The sequence below is a fragment of the Streptomyces durhamensis genome (assembly GCF_000725475.1).
GTDB lineage: Bacteria > Actinomycetota > Actinomycetes > Streptomycetales > Streptomycetaceae > Streptomyces > Streptomyces filipinensis.
The window spans coordinates 284,577-305,934 of the sequence record NZ_JNXR01000007.1; the positions used below are offsets into that span (position 1 = coordinate 284,577).

The 21,358-nt window shown below is 71.8% G+C and carries 12 protein-coding genes; 3 read left to right on the forward strand and 9 right to left on the reverse strand.

All coding sequences use genetic code 11. From position 1 onward, the window contains the following. Positions 1–40: 40 nt before the first annotated feature. The 8 genes from IO33_RS52355 to IO33_RS0112365 all read right to left on the reverse strand — a co-directional run bounded on the left by IO33_RS52355 (position 41) and on the right by IO33_RS0112365 (position 15,902). Positions 41–3,163, reverse strand: coding sequence for a condensation domain-containing protein (locus IO33_RS52355; RefSeq protein ID WP_280921793.1), 3,123 nt, complete (start codon positions 3,161–3,163; stop codon positions 41–43). Next, the gene (locus tag IO33_RS53515; RefSeq protein ID WP_157857838.1) at positions 3,067–5,934 is read right to left on the reverse strand and encodes a non-ribosomal peptide synthetase; all 2,868 of its coding nucleotides are present in this window, start codon (positions 5,932–5,934) and stop codon (positions 3,067–3,069) included. Before IO33_RS53515 ends, IO33_RS52355 begins: the two co-directional genes overlap by 97 nt. Positions 5,935–5,939: 5 nt before the next feature. After that, positions 5,940–11,312: an SDR family NAD(P)-dependent oxidoreductase gene (locus tag IO33_RS0112340; protein ID WP_078963532.1), complete on the reverse strand. Its 5,373-nt coding sequence runs from the start codon at positions 11,310–11,312 to the stop codon at positions 5,940–5,942. Continuing rightward, on the reverse strand, positions 11,312–12,157 hold the full coding sequence (locus tag IO33_RS44095; RefSeq protein WP_078963534.1) for a thioesterase II family protein: 846 nt from the start codon (positions 12,155–12,157) through the stop codon (positions 11,312–11,314). Before IO33_RS44095 ends, IO33_RS0112340 begins: the two co-directional genes overlap by 1 nt. Beyond that, positions 12,154–12,978, reverse strand: coding sequence for an ABC transporter permease (locus IO33_RS0112350; protein ID WP_031163696.1), 825 nt, complete (start codon positions 12,976–12,978; stop codon positions 12,154–12,156). The genes IO33_RS44095 and IO33_RS0112350 overlap by 4 nt, the downstream gene beginning before the upstream one ends. Further along, on the reverse strand, positions 12,975–13,934 hold the full coding sequence (locus tag IO33_RS0112355; protein ID WP_209438847.1) for an ABC transporter ATP-binding protein: 960 nt from the start codon (positions 13,932–13,934) through the stop codon (positions 12,975–12,977). The genes IO33_RS0112350 and IO33_RS0112355 overlap by 4 nt, the downstream gene beginning before the upstream one ends. 2 nt (positions 13,935–13,936) lie before the next feature. Beyond that, positions 13,937–14,743 carry an SDR family NAD(P)-dependent oxidoreductase gene (locus IO33_RS0112360; RefSeq protein WP_051926624.1) on the reverse strand — a complete coding sequence of 269 codons (807 nt, stop codon included), beginning with the start codon at positions 14,741–14,743 and terminating at the stop codon, positions 13,937–13,939. Positions 14,744–14,912: 169 nt separating this feature from the next. Continuing rightward, positions 14,913–15,902, reverse strand: coding sequence for a helix-turn-helix domain-containing protein (locus tag IO33_RS0112365; RefSeq protein ID WP_031163702.1), 990 nt, complete (start codon positions 15,900–15,902; stop codon positions 14,913–14,915). A 146-nt stretch (positions 15,903–16,048) separates the two neighbouring features. Between IO33_RS0112365 and IO33_RS50375 the strand changes: the two genes are divergently transcribed. Next, positions 16,049–16,384: a hypothetical protein gene (locus tag IO33_RS50375; protein WP_157857839.1), complete on the forward strand. Its 336-nt coding sequence runs from the start codon at positions 16,049–16,051 to the stop codon at positions 16,382–16,384. A 50-nt stretch (positions 16,385–16,434) separates the two neighbouring features. Here IO33_RS50375 and IO33_RS0112375 read toward each other — a convergent pair whose 3' ends face one another. After that, positions 16,435–17,625 (reverse strand): serine hydrolase, encoded by a 1,191-nt coding sequence (locus tag IO33_RS0112375; RefSeq protein WP_078963536.1) that lies wholly within the window; start codon positions 17,623–17,625, stop codon positions 16,435–16,437. On the opposite strand from IO33_RS0112375, the gene IO33_RS0112385 reads away from it, so the two are divergent. Then, a complete protein-coding gene (locus IO33_RS0112385; RefSeq protein WP_031163709.1) occupies positions 17,624–19,951 on the forward strand; it encodes a lantibiotic dehydratase in 2,328 nt (775 codons plus the stop codon). The two genes, IO33_RS0112375 and IO33_RS0112385, sit on opposite strands and share 2 nt — an antisense overlap. A gap of 630 nt (positions 19,952–20,581) precedes the next feature. Continuing rightward, a complete protein-coding gene (locus tag IO33_RS0112390) occupies positions 20,582–21,346 on the forward strand; it encodes an AfsR/SARP family transcriptional regulator (RefSeq protein ID WP_031163711.1) in 765 nt (254 codons plus the stop codon). The last annotated feature ends 12 nt before the right edge of the window (positions 21,347–21,358 follow it).

Here is a 21,358-nt window from a genome sequence, read left to right on the forward strand (position 1 = left end):
CTCGAAGGACTCGAAGGGCTCGAAGGACTCGGAAGACCGGTCAGGAGCGTGGGGACAGGGCGTCGATCCCGGCCCGTGCGGCCTTGCGCCGGGATCGGGCGTCACCGCCGGCCCCGGCGGGGGATGTGGCCGCGCCCGCGTCGGACCGGTCGCCCTGCCGCTCCAGTGCCTCGGCCTGCCGCCGCACGGTCGAATGCTCGAAGACGAGAAGCGGAGAGACCTCGATGCCCAGTTCCGTGCGGATGAGTGCCTGCAGGCGCACCGCGCTCAGTGAACTCCCGCCCAGGTCGAAGAAGTTGTCGTCGAGGTCCCGCACGGGTCTGTCGAGCGCCCGGCCCCACAACCGGCGCAGGTCGTGTTCCAGCTCGCTCCGGCCGCGGCCGTGGCCCGGGGGTGGCGCGGGTGGCGCGGGTGGCGCGGGGGAAGACTGCGCGCCGGGAAGGTCGAACCCGCTCGGGTCGAGCTTGCCGTGGTGGGTGAGGCGGAACTCCCCGACGATGCGTACGTCCTCCGGCAGGTGACCGGCCGGGAGTCGCCGCGCCAGGGCCGCCATGACGTCGTCGCCCGAGAGCGAGGCACCCGGCTCCGGCATCACATGGGCGACCAGTCGAGTCGTACCGGAGGAGTCGTCGGGCCCGACGACGGCCTGGGCGACACCCGGCAGAGCGCGCACCTCGCCGGCCAGTTGCGTCGGCGACACCCGGTTTCCGCGTACCTTCACGAGGGATTCGCTGCGCGCCACGAACGACACGGTCCCGTCCCAGCGAAGCCGGCCGAGGTCCCCCGTTCTGAACAGTGCGCGTGCGGGGTCGCCCTCCGGGTCGGGCCGGTACGACCGCATCGTGGCCTCCGGCTCGTCCAGGTACCCGAGGGTGAGCAGGGGGCTGCGAACGGCGATCTCCCCCAGGTGGCCGACCGGCACAGGACTGCCGTCCGGGTCGACCACGAGCAGCTGCGCCTCGACCGCCCCTGCCCCCAGGCAGCCCTCGCCACCGTCGACCGGGCCGTGCTCGTGCAGGCTCGCCGCCTGGGGGGTCTCGGTCGTGCCGTACACGACCACCGTCCTGGAGCGGGGAGCGGCACGGTGCCAGGCGCCGGCGATGGCCGGCGTCAGCACGTCACCGCCGAAGCAGGCCAGGCGTACGGATGTCAGGGGTGTCCTCGCGGTCCCGGCCGCACCCGCGATCAGCGCACCGACCGGCGGAGTCAGGTGCACGACCGTGATCTCGTGGCGGGCCAACCAGTGCACCAGCCGCGTCCCGTCGAGCCGAGTCCGCGGCCCCGGGACGACGGCGGTGCCTCCGTTCCACAGCGGGAGGAGGAGATCCCGCAGCAGAGGGTCGTGCGACCGTCCCGACAGGACGGAGAACCGGTCCTGCGCGGTGATGCCGAACCGTGCCGACCACCAGTCGAGGAAGGCGACCAGGGGGGTGTCGGTGCCGAGGACCAGGCGGGGCCGGCCGGTGGATCCGGAGGTCGGCAGCACGTACCAGGGAGCGCCACGGGTGGGTGCCGGTGCGCCGACGCGCTGCTGCGGCAACGGGGCGCCCGGGTCGACGGCCCGTACGCTCGGCCCCCGCGCCCCGCACCGTACGAGCCAGTGGGGCCGGGCCGCGGCGCTGAGGCCGTCCTGCCAGGCCGCCGGTGCCTGCGGGTCGGTCGGCATACAGATGCCGCCCGCCCGCCACACCGCCAGGATCGCGGCCGGCAGGTCCCGGCCGTGGGCCTCCCGGATCTCCACCAGCTGCCCCGGGGTCAGCCCTTCCCGGGTGAGCTTCCCGGCCAGCGCCTCGACGCGTTCGGTGAGCTCTCCGTACGTGCACGTTCCCTGCTCGTCGACGACCGCGACCGACCCCCGCCGGTGGCCGAAGACCCGCTCCAGCAGCTGGGAGCCATGGGCCCGCACCGGCGGCGGTTCGGCGGGCCCCGGTATCACCCGGGGCGCCGGGCGGGACGGACCGGGCTGAGGCCGGCGCACCCAGTCCGTCACGGTCTCCACCAGCTGGTCCAGCAGTTCCCCGGCCCACGGCGGCGCGAGACGCGTGGCGTCGAACGCCAGGTCCAGGTCGATCTCCCCGTCCCGGGGAGCGAGGTACAGCGACAGGTCGAACGGCAGGCCGGGCAGCGGCGCCACCTCGCGTGCGGTGTGCACGCCGTCCAGGCGAAGCCCGCGCCGCGGGTAGCTCAGTGCGTTGAACCAGACGGAGAACAGCGGTCCCCGCCCGTGTCCGGATGCGCTGCTCAGCGCGACGATGTCGTCGAACGCCACGTCCTGGTTCAGCTGGGCGTCCACGAGCGTCCGGTGGGCGCGCCGCACCCGCTCGTCCGGTGAGGCGCCGTCCGGGACGGCCAGCCGCAGCGGGACGGTGGCGTTGAAGAAGCCCACGGTGTCGTGCACGTCGGCCTCCGTGCGGCCGCTGAGCGGCGCGCCGAGCACCAGGTCGGTCGTACCCGACCATCTGCCGAGCAGGGTGGCGAAGCAGCCGAGCAGCACCGCGACGGGGGTCGCGCGGACGCGCCTGGCCAGCCAGTCGATCCGTGCCGCCGTGTCCGCTTCGATGGTGCGCGTGCTCCGTTCGATCCTGGGCGCCGCGGACGGCGGCCCCATGGGCAGGCGCAACGGTGCGGGGAGGTCCTCCAGCGTGCGCTTCCAGTAGGCGCGCTGCTCCGGTGGCACCGGCCGGGTGGCGGAGCGTCTGCTGTGCTCGGCGAAGGACAGGGCGGCGGGGCTCGGACCGGGACCGTCACCGTTCCTGCGGGCCGCGTAGCAGCGCGACAGGTCCGCCCAGAAGATCTCCGCCGACCAGCCGTCCATGACCAAGTGGTGGGCCGCCACCACCAGTTGGTGGCGCTCCGCACCCCGCGGCACCAGGACACAGCGCACGAGCGGTCCGGAGCCGGTACGGAAGGCGGTGCATGCCACCCGCCGCACCGCTTCCCGGGCGGCGTCGGCGCCCAAGGGGCCCGGCAGGACCTCAAGCTGGGACAGGGGCAGCGGGTGCACCCGCTGGACGGGGCCGCTGTCCGTGTCGTGGACGGTGATGCGCAGGGCGTCGTGCCGGGCCATCACATCGCGTACGGCGGCTTCGAGGGCGGGGGTGTCGAGCGGGCCCGACAGGGTCCACACGTCGACGACGTTGTAGTCGACCTGCCCCGGTGCCACCTGTTCGGACAGCCACAGCCGCCGCTGGGCCACCGACAACGGAGCCGCCTCGCCCACCGGGAGCCGTGGGCCCTCCGCCGGGAGGCGTGGGCCCTCCGCCGGGGGTCGAGACCCGTCCGCCGGGAGCCGTGGACCGTCCGCCAGGTGCCGAGGCCCGTCCGCCGGGAGCCGTGGACCGTCCGCCAGGTGCCGAGGCCCGTCCGCCGAGGCCCGTCCGCCGGGAACCGTGGACCATCCGCCGAATGCCCTGGACCGCCCGCCGGGCGCCGAGACCCCTCCGCCGAACGCCCTCCACCGTCCGCCGGGTGCCGAACCACGTCCGCCAAGTGCCGAGGCCCGTCCGCCAGATGCCCTGGCCCGTCCGCCGGGTGCCCCGGGGCCCGTCCGCCGGGTGCCCCGGCCCGTCCGCCAAGTGTCCCGGGCCATCCGCCGAATGCCCTGGACCGCCCGCCGGGCGCCGAGACCCCTCCGCCGAACACCCTCCACCGTCCGCCGGGTGTCGAACCACGTCCGCCAAGTGCCGAGGCCCATCCGCCGGGTGCGCCGGCTTGTCCGCCAAGTGCCCCGGCCCGTCCGCCAAGTGTCCCGGGCCATCCGCCGAATGCCCTGGACCGCCCGCCGGGCGCCGAGACCCCTCCGCGGTGCCCCGGGCCGTCCGCCAAGTGCCCCGGGCCGTCCGCCGGGCGCCGGGGACCATCCGCCGAATGCCCTGGACCGCCCGCCGGGCGGCGACACCCGCCCGCCAAGTGCCCCGGACCATCCGCCGAATGCCCCGGCTCGTCCACCGGGAGCCCCGGACCGCCCGCCAGGTGCCGAGGTCCGTCCGCCAAGTGCCCTGGACCGTCCGCCGGGAGCCCCGGTCCGTCCGCCAGGTGCCCTGGCTCGCCCGCCAAGTGCCCTGGTTCGTCCACCGGACGCCCTGGACCACCCGCCGGGTGCCGAGGGCCGGCCGCTGTTCGGATGCGTTCGCTCATGCCGTGGACCGTGGGCTCGGACAGCAGATCGCCGATCCGGACCTCCACCCCCAGCTCGTCCCTGATCCGCACCAGCATCCGCGCCGCGATCAGGGAGTCACCGCCGCCGGCGAAGAAGTCGTCGTCGGGCCCGGCTGCGCCGTCCGCCAGCAGCTCCCGCCACAGCCGCAGCACGAACTCCTCGACACGGTCACCGGCCGGCGGGTGCGGGGCGGGCGGCTCACGCGTCTCCAGGAGCGCCAGCAGGGCCGACCGGTCGAGCTTGCCCGAGGACGCGATCGGAAGCTGTCCGACCACCTTGATCCATGACGGCATCATGCCGGGGGTCAGCCGCTCGTCGAGCCGCGCGCGGATCTCCCGTACGCCGGGCAGTTCGCCGGCGGGGTCGACGAGGAAGGCGGCCAGCCGCACCCCGCCCACCGCGTCCCGCACCGGCAGCACGGCGGCCTGCTGCACGTCCAGCGCCTCCAGCAGTTGCTGCCGTACCTCCGCCGGTTCGATCCGCTGGCCGCGCACCTTGACCTGGTCGTCGAGGCGCCCGATGTACTCCAGTGCGCCGTCGGGGCCGCGCCGCACCAGATCACCCGTCCGGTACCAGCGGGCGCCCGGCCGCGCGGGGTCGGGGAGGAAGGCCTGCCGGGTCAGTTCGGGCCGGCCCAGGTAGCCACGGCCGACGCCGGGGCCGCCGATCCACAGTTCGCCGCTCTGCCCGGCCCCGACCGGGCGTCCCGCCTCGTCCCGGATGTCGATCCGGGTGCCGGCGACGGGCGTGCCGATGCTGACGGCGCCGGCTTCGTCACCGGGCTCGTGGATCCAGCAGGTGGCGAAGACCGAGCACTCCGCCGGCCCGTAGAGGTTGACCACCCGCGCCGCCGACCACGTGCGCAGGCCGGCGAGGAGTTCCTCGGGGAGCGCCTCGCCGCCGACGACGAGGACGCGCAGCCGGTCCAGCGCGCGGAAGTCCGGTTCCTCCATGAGAACCGACAGCATGGAGGGCACGAACTGGGCCACCGTCACCCCGGAACGGCGCATCTCCTGTACGAGCCTCACAGGGTCCGCCTGCGCTCCCGGCGGCGCGACACGCAGCCGCGCACCGCACGCCAGGGTCCAGAAGACCTCGCACACCGAGTAGTCGAACGTGTAGGCGGTCTTGTGCAGGGCGACATCGCCGGTGTCCAGGGGCAGCCGGTCCGCCAGCCACCTGATCTTGTCGACGATGGCCCCGTGCTCGTTGAGCACCCCCTTGGGGCGCCCGGTCGAGCCGGAGGTGAAGACGGCGTAGGCGGCCGCCTGTTCCGGTACGTCGGGAAGGGTGCGGGGGCCGGGCGCGGCGCGGTGCAGTGCGGTGAACGGCACGACCCGGCTGCCCACCGGAACGGCGGCCAGATCGTCGCCGTCCTCCACCACGACGAGCTTCGCCCGGGCGTCCTCCAGCATGCCCCGGGTGCGGGCGGCCGGCTGGTCCCGGTCGAGCGCGAGATACGCCGCGCCGGCCCGCAGGACGGCCAGCAGAGCGGTGACCACCCGGGTACCGCGCGGCATCACCACGGCGACGACATCACCGGGCTCGGTGCCCAGGTCCAGCAGGCCGGCGGCGAGCCGCTCGCTGTCCGCCCACAGCCGGCGGTAGGTCAGGCTCCCGGTCCCGTCCTCGACGGCGACGGCGTCCGGGGTGCGCGCCACCTGCTCGGCGACCAGGCCGTGGAGCGTTTGGGCCCGGTGGCTCGGACCGCCCCGCGTCATCCCGTCGGCACCCGGCGTCGGCACCCCGGCGGCCCCCGGCGTCGCGGATTCCATGCCGGTCACCTCCTGCGCTCCGCCTCGGTGAGCAGTTCGGCCAGCGTGGGGTGGTCGAAGAGCACAGCCATCGGCAGTTCCACGTCGAGCTCCACCCTGATGCGCTCCACCAACTGGACCGCGGCGAGGCTGTCACCGCCCGCTTCGAAGAAGTCGTCGTCCGGTCCGCTGGGGGCACCGACCACCTCCGACCACAACGCGGTGAGCCGGTCGGCGAACTCGCTGCCGCCCGCTGCGGCCGGTGCCGCGTCCGTCGCCGGGAGGGCGGCGGGTGCCGCACCCGGCCCGCCCGGCCGTGCCGCGGACGTCATCGACGCGGCCGTGTAGTCGTCGGCCCTGCGCAGCTTCTCCGTCAGCCCCTCCGGCGCGATGATCACCTGCGGGCCGCGGTCCACGGCCAGGAAGGCGTCGAACAGCCGGCCGCCGGTCTCCACGTCCAGGAACGAGTCCCGGGCGACGCCCGACGAACGCAGCGGGGCCGGCTCCTGGGCGCGTGCTCCCCCGCTGTCCAGGGCGCCCCGCACCGCGTCCGTGGCCGCCGCGCGCTCGACGCGGCGCAGCGTGAACCCGGAGACGGTGACGATCTCACGTCCCGAGGCATCGATCAGGGACACGTCCCGCAGCAACGTGCCCCGGCCCTCCTGCCGACGCTCGCGCACCAGGGCGGTCACCGAGGCGGGCAGCCGGTCCCGCACCACCAGGCTCTGGTAGGCGAACGGAAGGGCGTTGGTCCCCTCGGGCAGCGGCACCACGAAGGAGGTCGCGCAGTCCAGCAGCGCCGGATGCAGCAGGTGGTCCTCGGTGTCCCGGCGGAAGGGGCCGGACAGGGCCAGCTCGGCCAGCGTGCCGGCGGCACCGGTCCTGACGCTGGTGACGTTGAACCACCTCTCCCCCACGGTCATCAGCCCGGAGCCGTCGTTGAAGCGGGGCCCTTCGGCGTGCGCCGGGTGGGCTGCCCGCAGTGCGGACAGGTCGTGCCGTGGCACGTCGCCGTCCTCCGCGCTCACCCCGCCCGTCGCGTGTACGACGGTCTCGCCCGACGCGGTGAGCGTCGTCATGCGGAACCGCCAGCCGTCGGCCGCGGGAGTGAAACGCACGGTCAGCGCCGTCGGACGCACCACCGCGAGCGGCGCCGTGAAGGTCACGTCCGTGCAGCGGACGGGCCCCGGCCGGACCAGGCCGACGGCGCGCAGCAGGAGTTCGAGGAACCCCGTACCGGGGAGCACGGGCGTGTCGCCCATCCTGTGTTCGTCGACCAGCCAGGCGTCCGGCGTGACCCGCGCCAGGAAGGCGTGGCTCTCGTCGGACTCCGCGGCGACGGGCTCGACCACGACACGTGCGGCGCCCTGCTCCTGCGGGCGCGGTCCGGAGCGCTCTGACTCGGCCCGTACGGCCATGCCCGCGCCGTCCCAGGAGGGCCAGTTCACCGAGACCGTGCGCCCCGGACGGCGGCGGGCGCGCTCGTGGGCGAAGGCGTCCAGGAAGGCGTTGGCGGCCGCGTAGTCCCCCAGGCCCAGCTGGCCGGTGATCGCGGCGACCGAGGAGAACAGGATGAACGTCTCCGGCTCGTCACCGAGGAGTTCGTCCAGCAGTACGGTGCCGATGGTCTTGGGGCGCAGCACCCGCTCGGCGGAGCCGGGATCCTTGACGGCGAGCATGCCGCCACCGGCGACTCCGGCGGCGTGCACCACGCCCTTGACCGGGCCCAGTTCGGCTCGGATCCGGTCCACGGCGGCGCCGAGTGAGGGACGGTCGCAGACGTCCGCCGCCAGGGGCAGCACGGTGCAGCCGGCCCGCTCCAGCCGGGAGACGGCGGCGACCGCCGAGCGCTGGTCCTCGGTCAGGCCGGCCGGGTCCGTCCACCGCCGCCGATCGGGAAGTCCGCTCCGGCCGAGGAGAGCCAGCTTGACCTGCCCCAGGGCACCGAGCCGTTCGGCGGCCACCAGTCCGAGGGCGCCGAGGCCACCGGTGATGAGCCAGACCCCGTCGGCGGTGGCCTCGTGTGCCGCCGCCAGCAGGTCGTCCTCGTCGATGTCGGCGTAGGACGGGGTCCAGCGGCGCGTGCCGCGCAGCGCGGTCCGGTCCATCACGGCGCCGTCGTCCCCGCACAGCAGCAGGGCCAGCGACCGGCTGGTGGCGCGATCGTGCCGTCCCGGCGCTCCCGGTACGTCGATCACGCGGGCGCGCAGCCCGCTGATCTCCCTGGTCGCCGTGTGCAGCAGGGAGACCACCGGCGCCTTGGCGGCGTCGAGCGGTTCGGTGCCCGACACGTCCCACAGCCGGTCGGCCAGCACGGTGAGGCGGACCGGCCGCTCGGCCGGGCAGTGACGCGCCAGGTCCTGGACGACCGCCTGGACGGAGCGGTAGCCGCGGTCCAGCCAGTGCTCGCACCAGGCCTCGGACCCCGGCTTCGCGGGCGGGGCCCCCTGCAGCAGGAGGTGCACGATCTCCAGGGGCTCGGTGGCGGCGCCGAGCTCGGCGACGAGGTCCTCACTCACCCGGTGCGGTGCCTGCTCGTCCGCCTTCACCAGCATCGCGTGGACACCCGCGTCGGACAGCTGGTCGAGGAGCGGGGCCGCCGCCCCGGCGTCGTCGGTGACCACCAGCCAGCGCCGGCCCCGGACGGGTTCCTGCGGTACGCGGGGCGCCTCCTGCCACACGGGCACGGTGATGCGGCCCCGGGTCGGGCCGGCGGCCTGCCGCGCGGGGGCCGCGTCGTCCGGGCGGCGGTCCTCCACCGGGTCGGGGGAGATCCAGAAGGGCGTGCGGTCGAAGACGTAACCGGGCAGGGGGATCGGCTCGTGTCGCTCGTCCTCGGTGAGCGCCCGCCAGGCGACGTCGACACCCGACTGCCACAGTGCCGCGACCGCCCGGTACAGCGTCTCCAGCGGTGCCGGCCTCCCGCCCGCCGGCGGCAGACAGGCCACCGGGCGCCGACGGCGGGCCACGACCTGCGGGGCGCGGCGGGCCAGCTGCGTGAGCGTCTGCCCGGGACCCACTTCGACCAGTACGCCGTCCTCCACCCCGGCCGCGTGCTCCAGGGCCTCGCGGAACCGGACGGGACAGCGCAGGTGCCGGCCCCAGTAGGCGGGGTCCTGTGCCTCCTCGTCGGTGATCCACCGGCCGGTGACATCCGAAACCCAGGGAATCCGCGGCCGGTTCAGGCTCATCCCCGCCACGAACCGCTCCAGTTCCGCCGCGGCGTGCTCGGTCAGCGGGGTGTGGAAGGCCCGGTCCACGTCCAGCCCGATCCAGCGCCGCCCGGACCGGGCCAGCCTGGCGGTGAGCTCCGCGACGGCCTCCGTGGAGCCGCCCACCGTGCAGGAGCGCACCCCGTTGTCGGCGCTCACCCACACGTCGTAGCCCTCCGTGAGGCGGGCCGCCTCGTCGGCGGAGACCGGAAGCCCGACCAGGGCACCGGCCGGTGTGGCGGCGAGCAGCTCACCCCGCCTGACCACCAGGCGGGCCGCGTCCCGCAGGCTGAACACCCCGGAGAGCGCGGCGGCGGTGATCTCGCCCACGCTGTGCCCGACCATGGCCACCGGCCGGATCTCCCAGGAGTCCAGCAGCCGGGACAGCGCCCATTCGACGGCGAAGAGGGCGGGCTGCGTCACGGAGGTGTCGCGCAGTCGTTCCGCCGCGTCCGGCGCGCCGCCCAGGAGCACCTCGCGCAGCGCGGTCGCCGTCGGTGTCCCGAACAGGTCCAGGCACTGGTCGAACGCGTCCCGGAACACCCGTTCCCGGGCGTGGAGTTCGCGGGCCATCTCCGGGTGCTGCGCCCCCTGTCCGGGGAACATGAACACCGCCCCGCCGGCCGTCTGCGCGGCGCCGCTCACGGGGGCGTCGGCCAGTGCCTCGGCCAGCGCGTCGGTGTCCCCTCCCACCACGGCGAGGCGATGCCGGTGGCGCAGCGGCCGGCGCTGCAGGGTACGGGCCACGGCTGCCGGGGCGGGCCGCTCCTGCGACAGGTGCTCCGACAGCTGCCGGGCCATCGCCTCCAGCGAGTCGGACGAGGCCGCCGCGAGCGGCAGCACCACCGCGGGCCGGTACGACGCCGGCCGGGGGGCCGGACGGTCCGGCGGCTGTTCCACCAGGACGTGGACGTTCGTACCACCGATGCCGAACGAGCTGACGCCCGCGATGCGGGAGCCGGGAGTGTGCCACGGAGCGGCCTCGGCGCGGACGTGGAAGGGGGTCGACTCCAACTCCATCAGCGGGTTCGGGGAGGTGAAGTTCGCGGTGCCGGGAACGATGCCGCGCTGGACGGCCAGCACGGCCTTGATGAGGCCCGCGATGCCGGAGGCCGGTCCGAGGTGCCCGATGTTGCCCTTGACCGAGGAGAGCAGGCAGTAGCCGGACCGGTCGGTGAAGGCACGGAAGGCGCGGGTCAGTGCCTGCGTCTCGATGGGATCGCCCAACGCGGTCCCGGTGCCGTGCGCCTCGACGTATCCCACCTCCGACGCGTCCACGCCGGACACGGCGAGGGCCTCGTACACCGCGGCGAACTGTCCTTCGGCGCTCGGAGCCGCGAAGCCCGCCTTGCGGTTGCCGTCGTTGTTCACGGCGGAACCCCGGATCACCGCCATGACCCGGTCGTCGTCGCGCAGCGCGTCCTGCAGCGGTTTGAGCACCACCGCGCCGGCCCCGTCACCGAAGATCGTCCCGTCGGCCGCCGCGTCGAAGGGGCGGCACAGACCGTCCCGGGAGAAGATCCCGCCCTGTACCCACCGGTGACCGCCGCCGTGCGGGAGTTCCAGCTGGACGCCGCCCGCCACGGCCACGTCGCACTCCCCGTTGCGCAGCGCCTGGCAGGCGAGGTGTACGGCGAGGAGCGAGGTGGAGCACGCGGTGGCGACGGTGAGCGCGGGTCCGCGCAGGTCGAGTTTGTAGGAGGCGATGGTGGCGATGTAGTCGTTGTGGTTTCCCGCCTGGATGCCCACTTCGCCGTAACTTCTGACCGCGGTGGCGTTCCTGCGCACGTTCAGCTCGGCGTAGCGGTTGGTCGCGCCGCCGGCGAAGACTCCGACGGAGCCCGCGCATGCCGGATCGACCGCCGCGTCCTCCAGGGCGCCGTACACCACCTCCAGGAACACGCGCTGCTGCGGGTCTCTCAGTTCGGCCTCCCGGGAGCCGAATCCGAACAGACCGGCGTCGAAGCCGGCGACGTCGTCCAGGAGGGGTGCCCGCCGGACGCGATGAGGGTCGGCGATCTCCGACTCGGACAGTCCCGCGGCCCGGAGCATGTCGTCGGACAGTTCCGTGACACTGACGGCGCTGTCGAGGAGATTGGCCCAGTACGTCTCGGCGTCGGGGGCCCCGGGGAAACGACCGGCCAGCCCGATCACTGCTATGCGGTCATCCTCTGCCGCGCGACTCATCAGATACCTCCGGAACGGGGCGCCGTGTTCGACGGCACCGGGTGCGGCCCGGTCGCCGGGCGGGGTTGCTCACGGGAAAGGTCCTCCTCCAGTTGCCGGGCGATCACCGCCAGCAGGCCGCCGACCGCGTCGCCGAGGAGGAAATGAGGGCCTGGGACGGTCAGGCGCCGGTGCTCCGAGGTGGTCCAGGGGGACCAGCCGGCGGTGCCGGGTTCCAGCACCTCGTCGCTGTCGCCGCGCACTTCGAGGACCGGGGCGGCCAGCGGCCGGGTCGCCTCGTCGCCCGGCTGCCAGGTCTCCAGGGCCTGGAAGTCCGCGCGGATCGCCGGTTCCGAGAGCTCGAACAGGGTCCGGCCCCTGTCGGTGTTCTGCACCGCGCCGTAGCGGGCGAGCTGCTGGAAGAGCGCGTCACCGCTGAGCCGGTGGGTGTCCTGGCCGACCGTCCTGTCCGGGGCGGGTGCCGCCGCGACGACCAGACGCAGGATGTCGTCGCGTCCCGTCCGTTCCATCAGCCGGGCGGCCCGATACGCCAGGACCGCTCCGAAGCAGTGCCCGAAGAAAGCCAACGGGCCTTCCTGGGCGGCGAGTTCCCCGGCGACTTCGCCGGCCGCGGCGTCCAGCGACGTGAGGGGGCTCTCCCGCAGCCGGCTCTCCCGGCCGGGCAGCCGTACCGCGATCAGGGACACCCAGGAGGGCAGGTGATCGGCCCAGCGGTTGAACGGGGCGACGCCCGCACCGGCGTGGGCCACGCACACCAGGTGGACGCGGGCAGGGCCGGCTCCGGGGAACCGGACGAGCAGAGGCCTCTTCTTGGTGACACCGTGCATCGTCTGTTCCCGTTTCATGCCGAGAGTTCGATCGTCCCGCGACGGCGTTCGCCGGCTATCGCCCACCTGAGCGCCGCCACCCCGGCCACCAGCCACAACGCCCCGATCAGCACTTCGGTGCCGAGTTCGGGGAGCACAGCCGATGCCGGGGACCCCGCCAGCAACGCGCGCAGGGCCCTCAACCCGTGGGTGAGCGGGAGGAGTTCGGCCGCGAAGGTGATGCCGCTGGGCCAGTAACCGGTCGGGACGTTGACGCCGCAGAACGCCATCATGGACAGATAGGACAGATTGAGCACCAGCCACTGCATCCCGGGACGGCGCAGCACCCATGCGCCGATGAACGTTCCCCAGCCGTACGCGGACGCGCCGATCACGCCGAGGAAGAAGGGGACGCACAGCACCCGCGGGACCGGTGCGGGCAGGGAGAAGAACACGGTGGCCAGCGCGAACACGAGCGTGCCGCTGACGATCCCGATGAGCAGGCAGTACGCACCGCGGAAGAGGTAGGTCAGCGCGAAGTCGGCCGGCGCCGCCACCTGCAGAGCCAGCGTCCCCTGGTCCCGCTCGCGGACCGTGGTGGTGATCACGACGAGTGCCTCGACACACACGATGACCGAGGCGTTCCCCACGGCCAGGTAGCGGACTCTCTCCCCCGAACCCGACAGGGAGCCGACGGCGGAGAAGAACACGACCTGTGTGACCAGACGGAGGAACCAGCCGAAGACCCAGGTCCGCCAGGTGTAGAACGAGGCGAATTCACGGAACCCGATCCGTGACGCCGTGACGCCGACACCCAGCCACCTCGCCAGGACGCCTTCGCGCACCGAGATCCCGCTCATACACTCAGACCCCGATTCCCGACGAGCTCCAGGTACACGTCCTCCAGACTGGGCAGCGAGGTGTGCACCGTCGTGACGTCGGCGTCCACCAGAGCCCTCAGCACATCCCCGGCGGCATGGGGCTGGTTCGTGGCGATCCGCGTCCATCCTTCCGGGAGTTCGTCCACCCGGATCACGCCCTTGATCCCCAGCAGCCGTTCCTTCACGGAGGCCGGAACGTCCCGGGCGTCGACGCGCTCGTACGCGCTGACCCAGCGGCCGACCTCGGAAGGCGCCTCGGTCCCCACCACCTGGCCTCGGTCGATGAGGGTCACGCGGTCGCAGACCGCCTCCGCCTCCCGCATGTCGTGGGTGGTCATGAGGATCGTGATCCCGTCGGCTTGCAGCTCCCCCACCAGATTGCGGAACTCCCGCGCCGAGACGGGGTCCATGCCCACAGTCGGCTCGTCGAGAAAGAGCACGCTCGGGCCGCCCACGAGCCCCCGGGCGAGATGGAGACGCTGTTTCATGCCGCGCGACAGCTCATCGACCTGCATGTCGCCCCGGTCGCTCAACCCCACCCGTGCCAGCAACTGGTCGACGAGCACCCGCCGGCTCGCGGCCCCGTACAGAGAAGCCCAGTAGTCGAGGTTCTCACGTGCGGTCAGGCGCCCGTAGAGACCCCGCTCACCGCCGAAGACGATCCCTATGTGCGGCCGGAGCCGATCCGGCTGGGCGACGACGTCGCGCCCCAGTACCAGGGCTCGGCCGCTCGTCGGCAGCAGGACCGTGGAGAGAATCTTGACCAGGGTCGTCTTGCCGGCACCGTTGGGACCGAGCAGGCCCCGCACCTCTCCCTGCCGCACCTCCAGGTCGACGCCGCGCAGGGCCACCGTCTGCTCGCCGGAGGACCGCCGCCAGCCTCGCTTGCGGGTGTAGGACCTGGCGAGATCGAAGGTCTCGATCGCTGCGGCCACGGTCAGTCATCTCCTTGGGGAGTCCGGGGAGAGGCGATGAAGGGGTCCGACTGCAGGTCCCCGCTGGGCACGGGAAGGGAGATCCCGCCGTCCACGGAGAGATTCACGCCCGTGATGAAGGAGGCCGCTTCCGAGCACAGGAACAGCGCCGCGGAGGCGGTGTCGTCCGGTGTGGCCAGCCGCCCCAACGGGGTGCGGCGCATCTGGATCTCGAAGGACGGCGGATGGTCGGGGCGCCCGACTGTCATTCCGTTCAGTCCGGCCTCGGTGGGAGTCGGCCCGGGACCGAGGGAGTTCACCCTGATCCCGTAGTGGCCCCATTCACGAGCCCACGTGGTGGTCAGCCCCAGGACGCCCGACTTGGCCGCTGCCGCGTGCGCGAAACCCGGAAATCCCCGGTGCGGTTCCGTCGTCGTGACGTTCAGGATGCACCCGCCGCCCTGGTCGATCATATGGGGCACCACGGCACGAGCACAGTGGAACGTCCCGTACAGATCGACTTCCACCACGGTCCTGAAGGAGCGCGCCGACATGCTCTCCGCCGGGGACCAGAAGTTCGCCGCCGCGTTGTTCACCAGCACGTCCACCGCGGCAAAGCGGTCGACCACCTGCTCGACCGCCCGCTTCACCTGTGCTTCGTCGCGCACGTCGCAGACCATCGTCTCCGCTTCGACGCCGAGCCCCAGCAGCCGCCTCTCCGCGGCGGCGAGCCGCTCTTCCTTCCGCGACACGATGACGACCTGGGCGCCGTACAACCCGAAGGCGCGGGCCATGGCGAACCCGATGCCGGTCGCTCCTCCGGTGATCATCACTGTGCGTGAGTTGTACAACCCCTCCGCGAAGCAGTGCACTCCACCAACCAGCCTCTCCAGTGCGAAAAAAGTACGAGCCCGGAAGGGATGGGGCTCCGGACACGGTCAACGGACACGACCGCTACGCCTGCTCGCGGCAGCCGGCCGTGGCGGGTTCAGCGGCTGCCTACTGGGCGGCGATCCAGCCCTGCTGGACCGCGCGTACTCCCGCCTCGAAGCGGCTACGCGCATTGAGTCGCTCCATGAGGTCCGCCGCGATCCGGCGGGCCGTGCGGTGGGACACTCCCAGCCGCGTCGCGATGGCCTGGTCCGTGAGCCCCTCGGCCAACAGCCTTATCACTTCGGCCTCTTGTCCGGACAGTCCGTGGTCGTCGAGGACGGGCTCACTGCCGAACGGCCGCGCCTCGTCCCAGATGGACTCGAAGAGCGCGCAGAGCGCCGCCACCGTCGCCTCGCTGCGGATCAGCACCGCACCGGCCCTCGCGTCGTCCCGCTGCAACGGGAGCACGGCCTGGCGCTGGTCGACGACGACCATGCGGACGGGCAGGCTGGCCGCCGTCCGCACCTCCGCCCCCCGTTCGCTGAGCCACCGCACGTGGTGCAGGGTCGGCTGATGGTTGCGCAGGCTGTTCAGGTAGACGGTGCGCATGCGGATGCCGCGCTCCAGCAGGGTCGTGTTGGGCCGGCGGCTGGCCGCGAGATCCTCTTCCGGGTGTCCCCCACCCGGCGCGAAGGTCATGACCTCCTCCTCCGCGGAGGTGCCGAAGGCCGCGAGGCGGTGCCGTATCTCCTCGGGGCCGACCAACCGCTCGAAGTCCCGGTCGTCGAGGGGCGGGCGGAGAGTCGAGTACGCGGCCAGGAGCTCGGTGGCCGCGGCCTTCGTCGCCTCCAGCCTCATGCGGGCCGTGGCGAGTTCGGACTCCTGCCGGGCCAGGAGACGGTCCACCGCCGTCTCCGGGTTCAGGACACGGAAGCCCTCCACACCCGCCGAAGTAGAAATAAGGGACAACTCACTGAGGCGCTCAAGGGCCTGGCGTACACGCACCTCACTGACGCCCACGAGTTCGGTGAGCCCGTCGATTCCTCTGTCGGGGTGCGCCAGCATCGTCCGGTATATCTCTTCACTCAGCGCATCCAGACCAAGGATGTTCAGCATCGCAACCCTTCGCCGCCGGACTGGACCACGGATTGCCTGATAGTACTGCGGCACGAAGCCACCCCCGTTGGACGGTTTGTGTCATGACCGATTCCGTCCACGAGGCTACTCTAGGCAACGCGTTTGCCAAGTAAGACGATTGCAGCATGTACCTTGTCCATGCCCGGCTGGAATCGGACGAGCACACCGAAATCCCCGCAGGCACCGTCGACCTCCTGACCCGAAGCGCGACGCCTGATGATCAACTTGAACATGTGGTCATGCATACGGGCGGTGATCCGGGGACGGTTCTCGGCTTCTTTATCCTGGCTCAGTCCCTCGAAGAAGCGGAGGGTGTGGCGGCATCCCTGTGTCAACGTGTTCTGGATGAAAACGCCGAACTTCACAGGTTTCGCATCGCGTCATGCAACGCGACCGCACCGTGGAGCTACTACGAGCGCATTCTTCGAATGCCGAGCCCAAGGCGTCGGCCGGATGAATGACAGGCACCCGCGGACGGCCCCCACTCTGCCGGTGGAAGCCGCGCCGCTGTCTACCGGCCGGCGGCCACCCGGCCACGAACCTCTCGGCAGAGTTCCCGCACGATCCGGTTCTCCAGACGGCTCTCCCCGCTGTCGGGTGGGACCACGCTGCTGGACAGGAAGGACACGACCAGGCGTTCCTCCAGGTCGGCCACGACCATTCCGCAGCCGTAGGCGGTGTGCCCCACCACCTTGCTCCCCCTCGGCACACCGAACCAGGCAGGGTCGGTGCACACACCGAATCCCCAGTCGAGGTCGATGTCTCCGAAGTTCCGGTCGGGCAGGCCGGTCCGGTAGGTGTCCGTCAGAGCCCGGACCGTCCCGGGCGACAGTCCGAGGGCCTCACCGGCCTGTGGCGCGGTCAGCCACTCGACCAGCCGTGCCAGGTCGGACGCCGGCCCCCAGGCGCCGGTCCCCGGCAGGCGGGGCGTCAGCACCCCCGGGAAGACGTTCTCGCTCGGTACGTGGCCTTCTTCGACCCGTTCGAAGAGAGCGGGTGAACGGGGAACGGGGGCCGGACCGAACACGGTGTGCCTCATGCCGAGCGGCTTGAGGACATGGTCGGCTACGTATTCCGCGTACGTGCGGCCGGACAGCCGGCGGACCACCTCGGCCACGACGACCCAGGACCCCATCGCGCTGTACCAGCCGCCCGTTCCCGGCGGCGCCGCCATCTCGACCGCACAGGACTGCGCCAGCGCCTCCTCGTCGTCCAGTCCGGAGTACGGCCGATTCGCACTCTCGGGCTCGAAGGGAAGCGCATGGGACATCAACTGGGCCAGTGTCGCCTCCCGCTTTCCGCCCACCGCGTACTCGGGAACGATGTCGGCCACCGGATGATGCGGCGTCAGTCCGTGCTCCTGGAGCTGCTGCGCCATCGCGAGGGAGCCCATCATTTTTGTGCAGCAAATCCATGGCAGAGCATCTCGCTGATGCAGAGGAATACCCGGCCGGACATGCCCGAACGCCTCGTCGGCAAGCACCTCGCCGTCCAGGGAGACATACAACTGGATGCCGAGCTGTGCGTCTTTCGATATAACATCCGCAACTCTTTTCAAACTTCCTTCGACGGCACGCAACTTGGCACCTCGCCCTTCGCCGGCTCGTGATGGGAAACGATAGTGCCAACCGCAGAGGGGTTCGTCAATGCAACACATTGTCCCGCTGGGAAAGTCCGGATGGTCTCTGTGGCGAGACGTCATGCTGCGCAGCGCGGGGTTTCCGGTTCCGCAGGTACTGCGGCTGAGCGACCCGGAATTGGCCGCGACGGCGGATGAACTCCTCGCGGGCACGGCGAGCAGGCACGCGTACGATCAGGTGTTTCTCGAAGCGACCGGACGTCTCTCCGCGAACATCCGGGCCATTGCCGGCGAACCGCTTTTCCGCGAAGCGGTGGCCTGGCAGAACCGGAGGCTCCTCGCCGAATGCCTGGACAAGGCCGCCGCCGGGGAACCCAGAAACGCCCGCGGACGCAACCACGAGCGCACCATCGCCAGTTATCTTCAGCGATACACGATGAAGAACGACACCATCGGCTTCTTCGGACCGGTGGGCTGGGCCGCCTGCACCGCCGACGCCCAGGCCGTGACCGTGACGCACGGGCCGGATCGACTGGCGCGCAGGACGGTCTACTTCGAATCCTGGGCCGTGGACGCCGTCGCGCTGTCTCTGAGCCGGCGCGAGGAGCTCCGGCCGTGGCTCATCCCCCGCATCGACACCGCGCACCGGCTGACCGGCTCCGTCGTGCTCCGCCCCGGCAAGGACCCCTTGCGTCTCACCGACTCCGAGGCCCTGTTGCTGGGGCTCTGCGACGGCTGTCGTCCGGTGCGGGAGCTGGCTCGTCTCCCCCAGGTGGCGGGGTGTCCCCACCTCGGGACCGAGGCGGAGGTCCTCGACGCCCTGGCGGCCCTGGAGGCGAAGGGGGTCCTTTCCCTCGGCTGGGAAGGCGGGGTCGAGGCACGGCCGGAAAGGACACTCCGCGCCAAGCTGGAGCGCATCGGCGATCGCGCGCATCGGGAGGACGCGCTGAGCGTCCTCGACGACCTGTGCGACGCACGGGACGAGGTCGCGGCGGCCGCCGGTGACGCGGCGCGGCTGTCCAAGGCCCTGGCCCACCTCGACGACGTGTTCGTGGCCGCGACCGGGGAAGCCGCCGTCCGCCGGCACGGCCAGAACTACGCCGGACGCACCCTCGTGTACGAGGACACCGTCCGGGCGGTACAGGTCGAGCTCGGCAGGCCCGTGCTCGACGCGCTCGCGGCGCCTCTGGCTCTCGTGCTCGACAGCGCTCGGTGGCTGGCGAACCGGATCGCCGACGAGTACACCGAGCTCTTCACGGGGCTCCACGATCGATGGACCTCCCGCAACGAGGGTCGTCCCATGCCGCTGGCGCGGCTGCTCGCCGCGGCCACCCCCCACCTGTTCTACTCGGCGCAGCGGCTGCCCTCTCCCGTCAGGACGGCGGTGGCGGAGTTCCAGTCCCGGTGGCAGCGCGTGCTCGGAGACCCGGAACCCTCCGCTCCCCGGGCGTTCACCAGCGATGAGCTCCGCGACCGCTGCTCCGCGGAGTTCCCGGCAGCGGCTCCGGCCTGGGCCGCCGCGATCCATCACTCCCCCGATGTCATGCTCGCCGCCCCCGGCCCCGAGGCGATACGCGCCGGCGACTACCTCGCGGTCCTGGGAGAGCTGCACACCGCGTGCAACACCCTGGAAAGCCGCGTCTGCGTCGAGCAGCACCCCTTCCCGGACCGGCTGCGGGAAGCCGACAGCCGAGACCACGGCGCCCGGCGGATCTACCTCGTGCCGCCGAAGGACTGGGCGACCGTCACCTCACGGCTGGCGCCCCCGTCGGCGTTGCTCGCCCCCGACTACACCTACTGGACGCTGCGATCGCCGAGTACCGACGCGCCGGGGCGCCTGCTGACGCTGGCGGATCTCGACGTGCACCGGGAGCAGGGCCGGCTTGTCGTGCGCTGCCGGTCGGGCGATTTCGAGGCTCCGCTCATCGAGGTCTTCGGTGAACTCCTTTCCGGTGTGACGGTGAACAGCTTCAGCCCGTTCCCCGCCGGCACGCATCGCCCCCGCATCACCATCGACCATCTGGTCGTCGCACGCGAGTCCTGGTCGTACTCCGCCGCACAACTCATCTGGGTGACCGAAGAGCGAGAAGCGGACCGGTTCCTCGCGGCACGTGCGTGGCGGGACGGTGCGGGGGTCCCGGAGCGCGTTTTCTATCGCACCGCCCACGAAGACAAGCCGCTCTTCCTGGATTTCAGCAGTATTTCCCTGGTGAATCTCTTCGCGAAAGCCGTACGGAAGGCGGCCGATGGTCCTGATGGGACGGTCAGGGTGACGGAGATGCTTCCCGAGATGCACGACACATGGCTGCACGATCGATCCGGAGTCGGCTATACGTCGGAACTCCGCTTTCTGGCCGTGGATCCTTCCGTCCGTCCGCTGACGGAGCCTGCGCACGAGCAGGGTTCCGCGGCCGTCACCTCGTCCCGTGCGGCACGGGATGCCGTGTAGCAACTCCACTGCCCGGGACGGCGGTTCGCCTGCCGGGGCGGCCTCCTGCACCGGTCCGCCGACGGCCGGTCAAGGCCAGTGGCATATGGCCGGAATGGTACTTTGACGTGCTCGATCGGTGTCAGCAGCATGTGGAGATGCCCCGGCGATGCCGGCCCGCCGCTCTGGACGGATCAGGCCAGGAGCGAAAACGTCCACCGCGTCGACCTTTCCCCCTGGAGGTCAGTGAGGACATAGTAGCCATGATCAGTAACGGCGGGCGGTTGACCAGATGACCCGACGGTCGCCCCGGCCTCTGCTCAAGCACAGGGGGATGCATTGACTCGCCTTACCCATATCTTTCTTCCCGCCCTCATACTCAGCGGCCTGTTCATCGTCGGGCCGGGGCAGACGGACGAGCACCGCGCTGATTCCGCTACAGGCTTTTCCGCCGCTGCACTTCCGGGCGATGTGACCTGGGGTCCCTGACTTCGGTCCGGCGAGGCCACCATGACTGGCCGACGCTTTCCATCTGATGACTTCGCCACTGTGTTTCCGTATCTCGTGTGCGGGGCCAGGAAGGAGCGCTGAAGTATGTCAGCAGGCACGGAATTGCGAATTCTCGGACCGTTCGAAATTGTGAGACGTGGCGTGAGCGTGCCGCTGGGCGGAACGAAGCAGCAGGCACTCCTCGCCTACCTCTGCCTCCATGCGAACCGGCATGTGCCCGTGCGCAGGCTGATCGATGCCATGTGGGGCGACGCGCCTCCGGCCAGCGCCCGGAAGAACGTGCAGCTCTACGTCAGCCGCATTCGCAAGCTGGTGGAGGGGGGTGACGGCATCACCCTGATGACCGTGGGTGACGGGTACGTCCTGTCCGTCACCCCGGGTCAGCTGGATCTGGACTGCTGCAGGCGTCTGTGGGACCGAGGTCAGGAGTACCTGAGAACAGGCGCCGTCCAGCAGGCCAGTGTGCTGTTCCACGAGGCCGGGCAGCTGTGGCGCGGAGAGGCGTTGAGCGGCCTGGCCACCACCGTGGCGATGCAGGCCGAGACGGCCCGGCTGGAACATCTGAGGATCTCCCTGCTGTCGGACCTCTTCGCGTCGCAGCTCCACCTCGGCCGCAACGCCGAGGTGATCCCTGATCTGGTCCGCCTGGTGGCCTTGTATCCCCACCAGGAGAGACTCCGCGGGTACCTCATGACGGCCCTGTGGCGCTCTGGTCAGCGGGACGAGGCCCTGGCCACCTATCTCAACGCCTACCACCTGATGGTCGAGGATCTCGGTATCCAGCCGGGCCGGCACCTGCAACTGCTCTACCAGGCGATTCTGGCCGACGAAGCCAGAGAGGTCTCGGTGGAGCACAGCGTGTGGCGGCTCTCCTCCCCGGAAAGGGCCCGCGTACTGCACGGTTGAGGGAACCCGGAA

Coding starts and splice junctions, on each gene's coding strand:
- IO33_RS53515 (WP_157857838.1), bottom strand. CDS start 5,934: ATGGAATCCGCGACGCCGGGGGCCGCCGGGGTGCCGACGCCGGGTGCC.
- IO33_RS0112340 (WP_078963532.1), bottom strand. CDS start 11,312: ATGAGTCGCGCGGCAGAGGATGACCGCATAGCAGTGATCGGGCTGGCC.
- IO33_RS44095 (WP_078963534.1), bottom strand. CDS start 12,157: ATGAAACGGGAACAGACGATGCACGGTGTCACCAAGAAGAGGCCTCTG.
- IO33_RS0112350 (WP_031163696.1), bottom strand. CDS start 12,978: ATGAGCGGGATCTCGGTGCGCGAAGGCGTCCTGGCGAGGTGGCTGGGT.
- IO33_RS0112360 (WP_051926624.1), bottom strand. CDS start 14,743: ATGATCACCGGAGGAGCGACCGGCATCGGGTTCGCCATGGCCCGCGCC.
- IO33_RS0112365 (WP_031163702.1), bottom strand. CDS start 15,902: ATGCTGAACATCCTTGGTCTGGATGCGCTGAGTGAAGAGATATACCGG.
- IO33_RS50375 (WP_157857839.1), top strand. CDS start 16,049: ATGTACCTTGTCCATGCCCGGCTGGAATCGGACGAGCACACCGAAATC.
- IO33_RS0112385 (WP_031163709.1), top strand. CDS start 17,624: ATGCTGCGCAGCGCGGGGTTTCCGGTTCCGCAGGTACTGCGGCTGAGC.
- IO33_RS0112375 (WP_078963536.1), bottom strand. CDS start 17,625: ATGACGTCTCGCCACAGAGACCATCCGGACTTTCCCAGCGGGACAATG.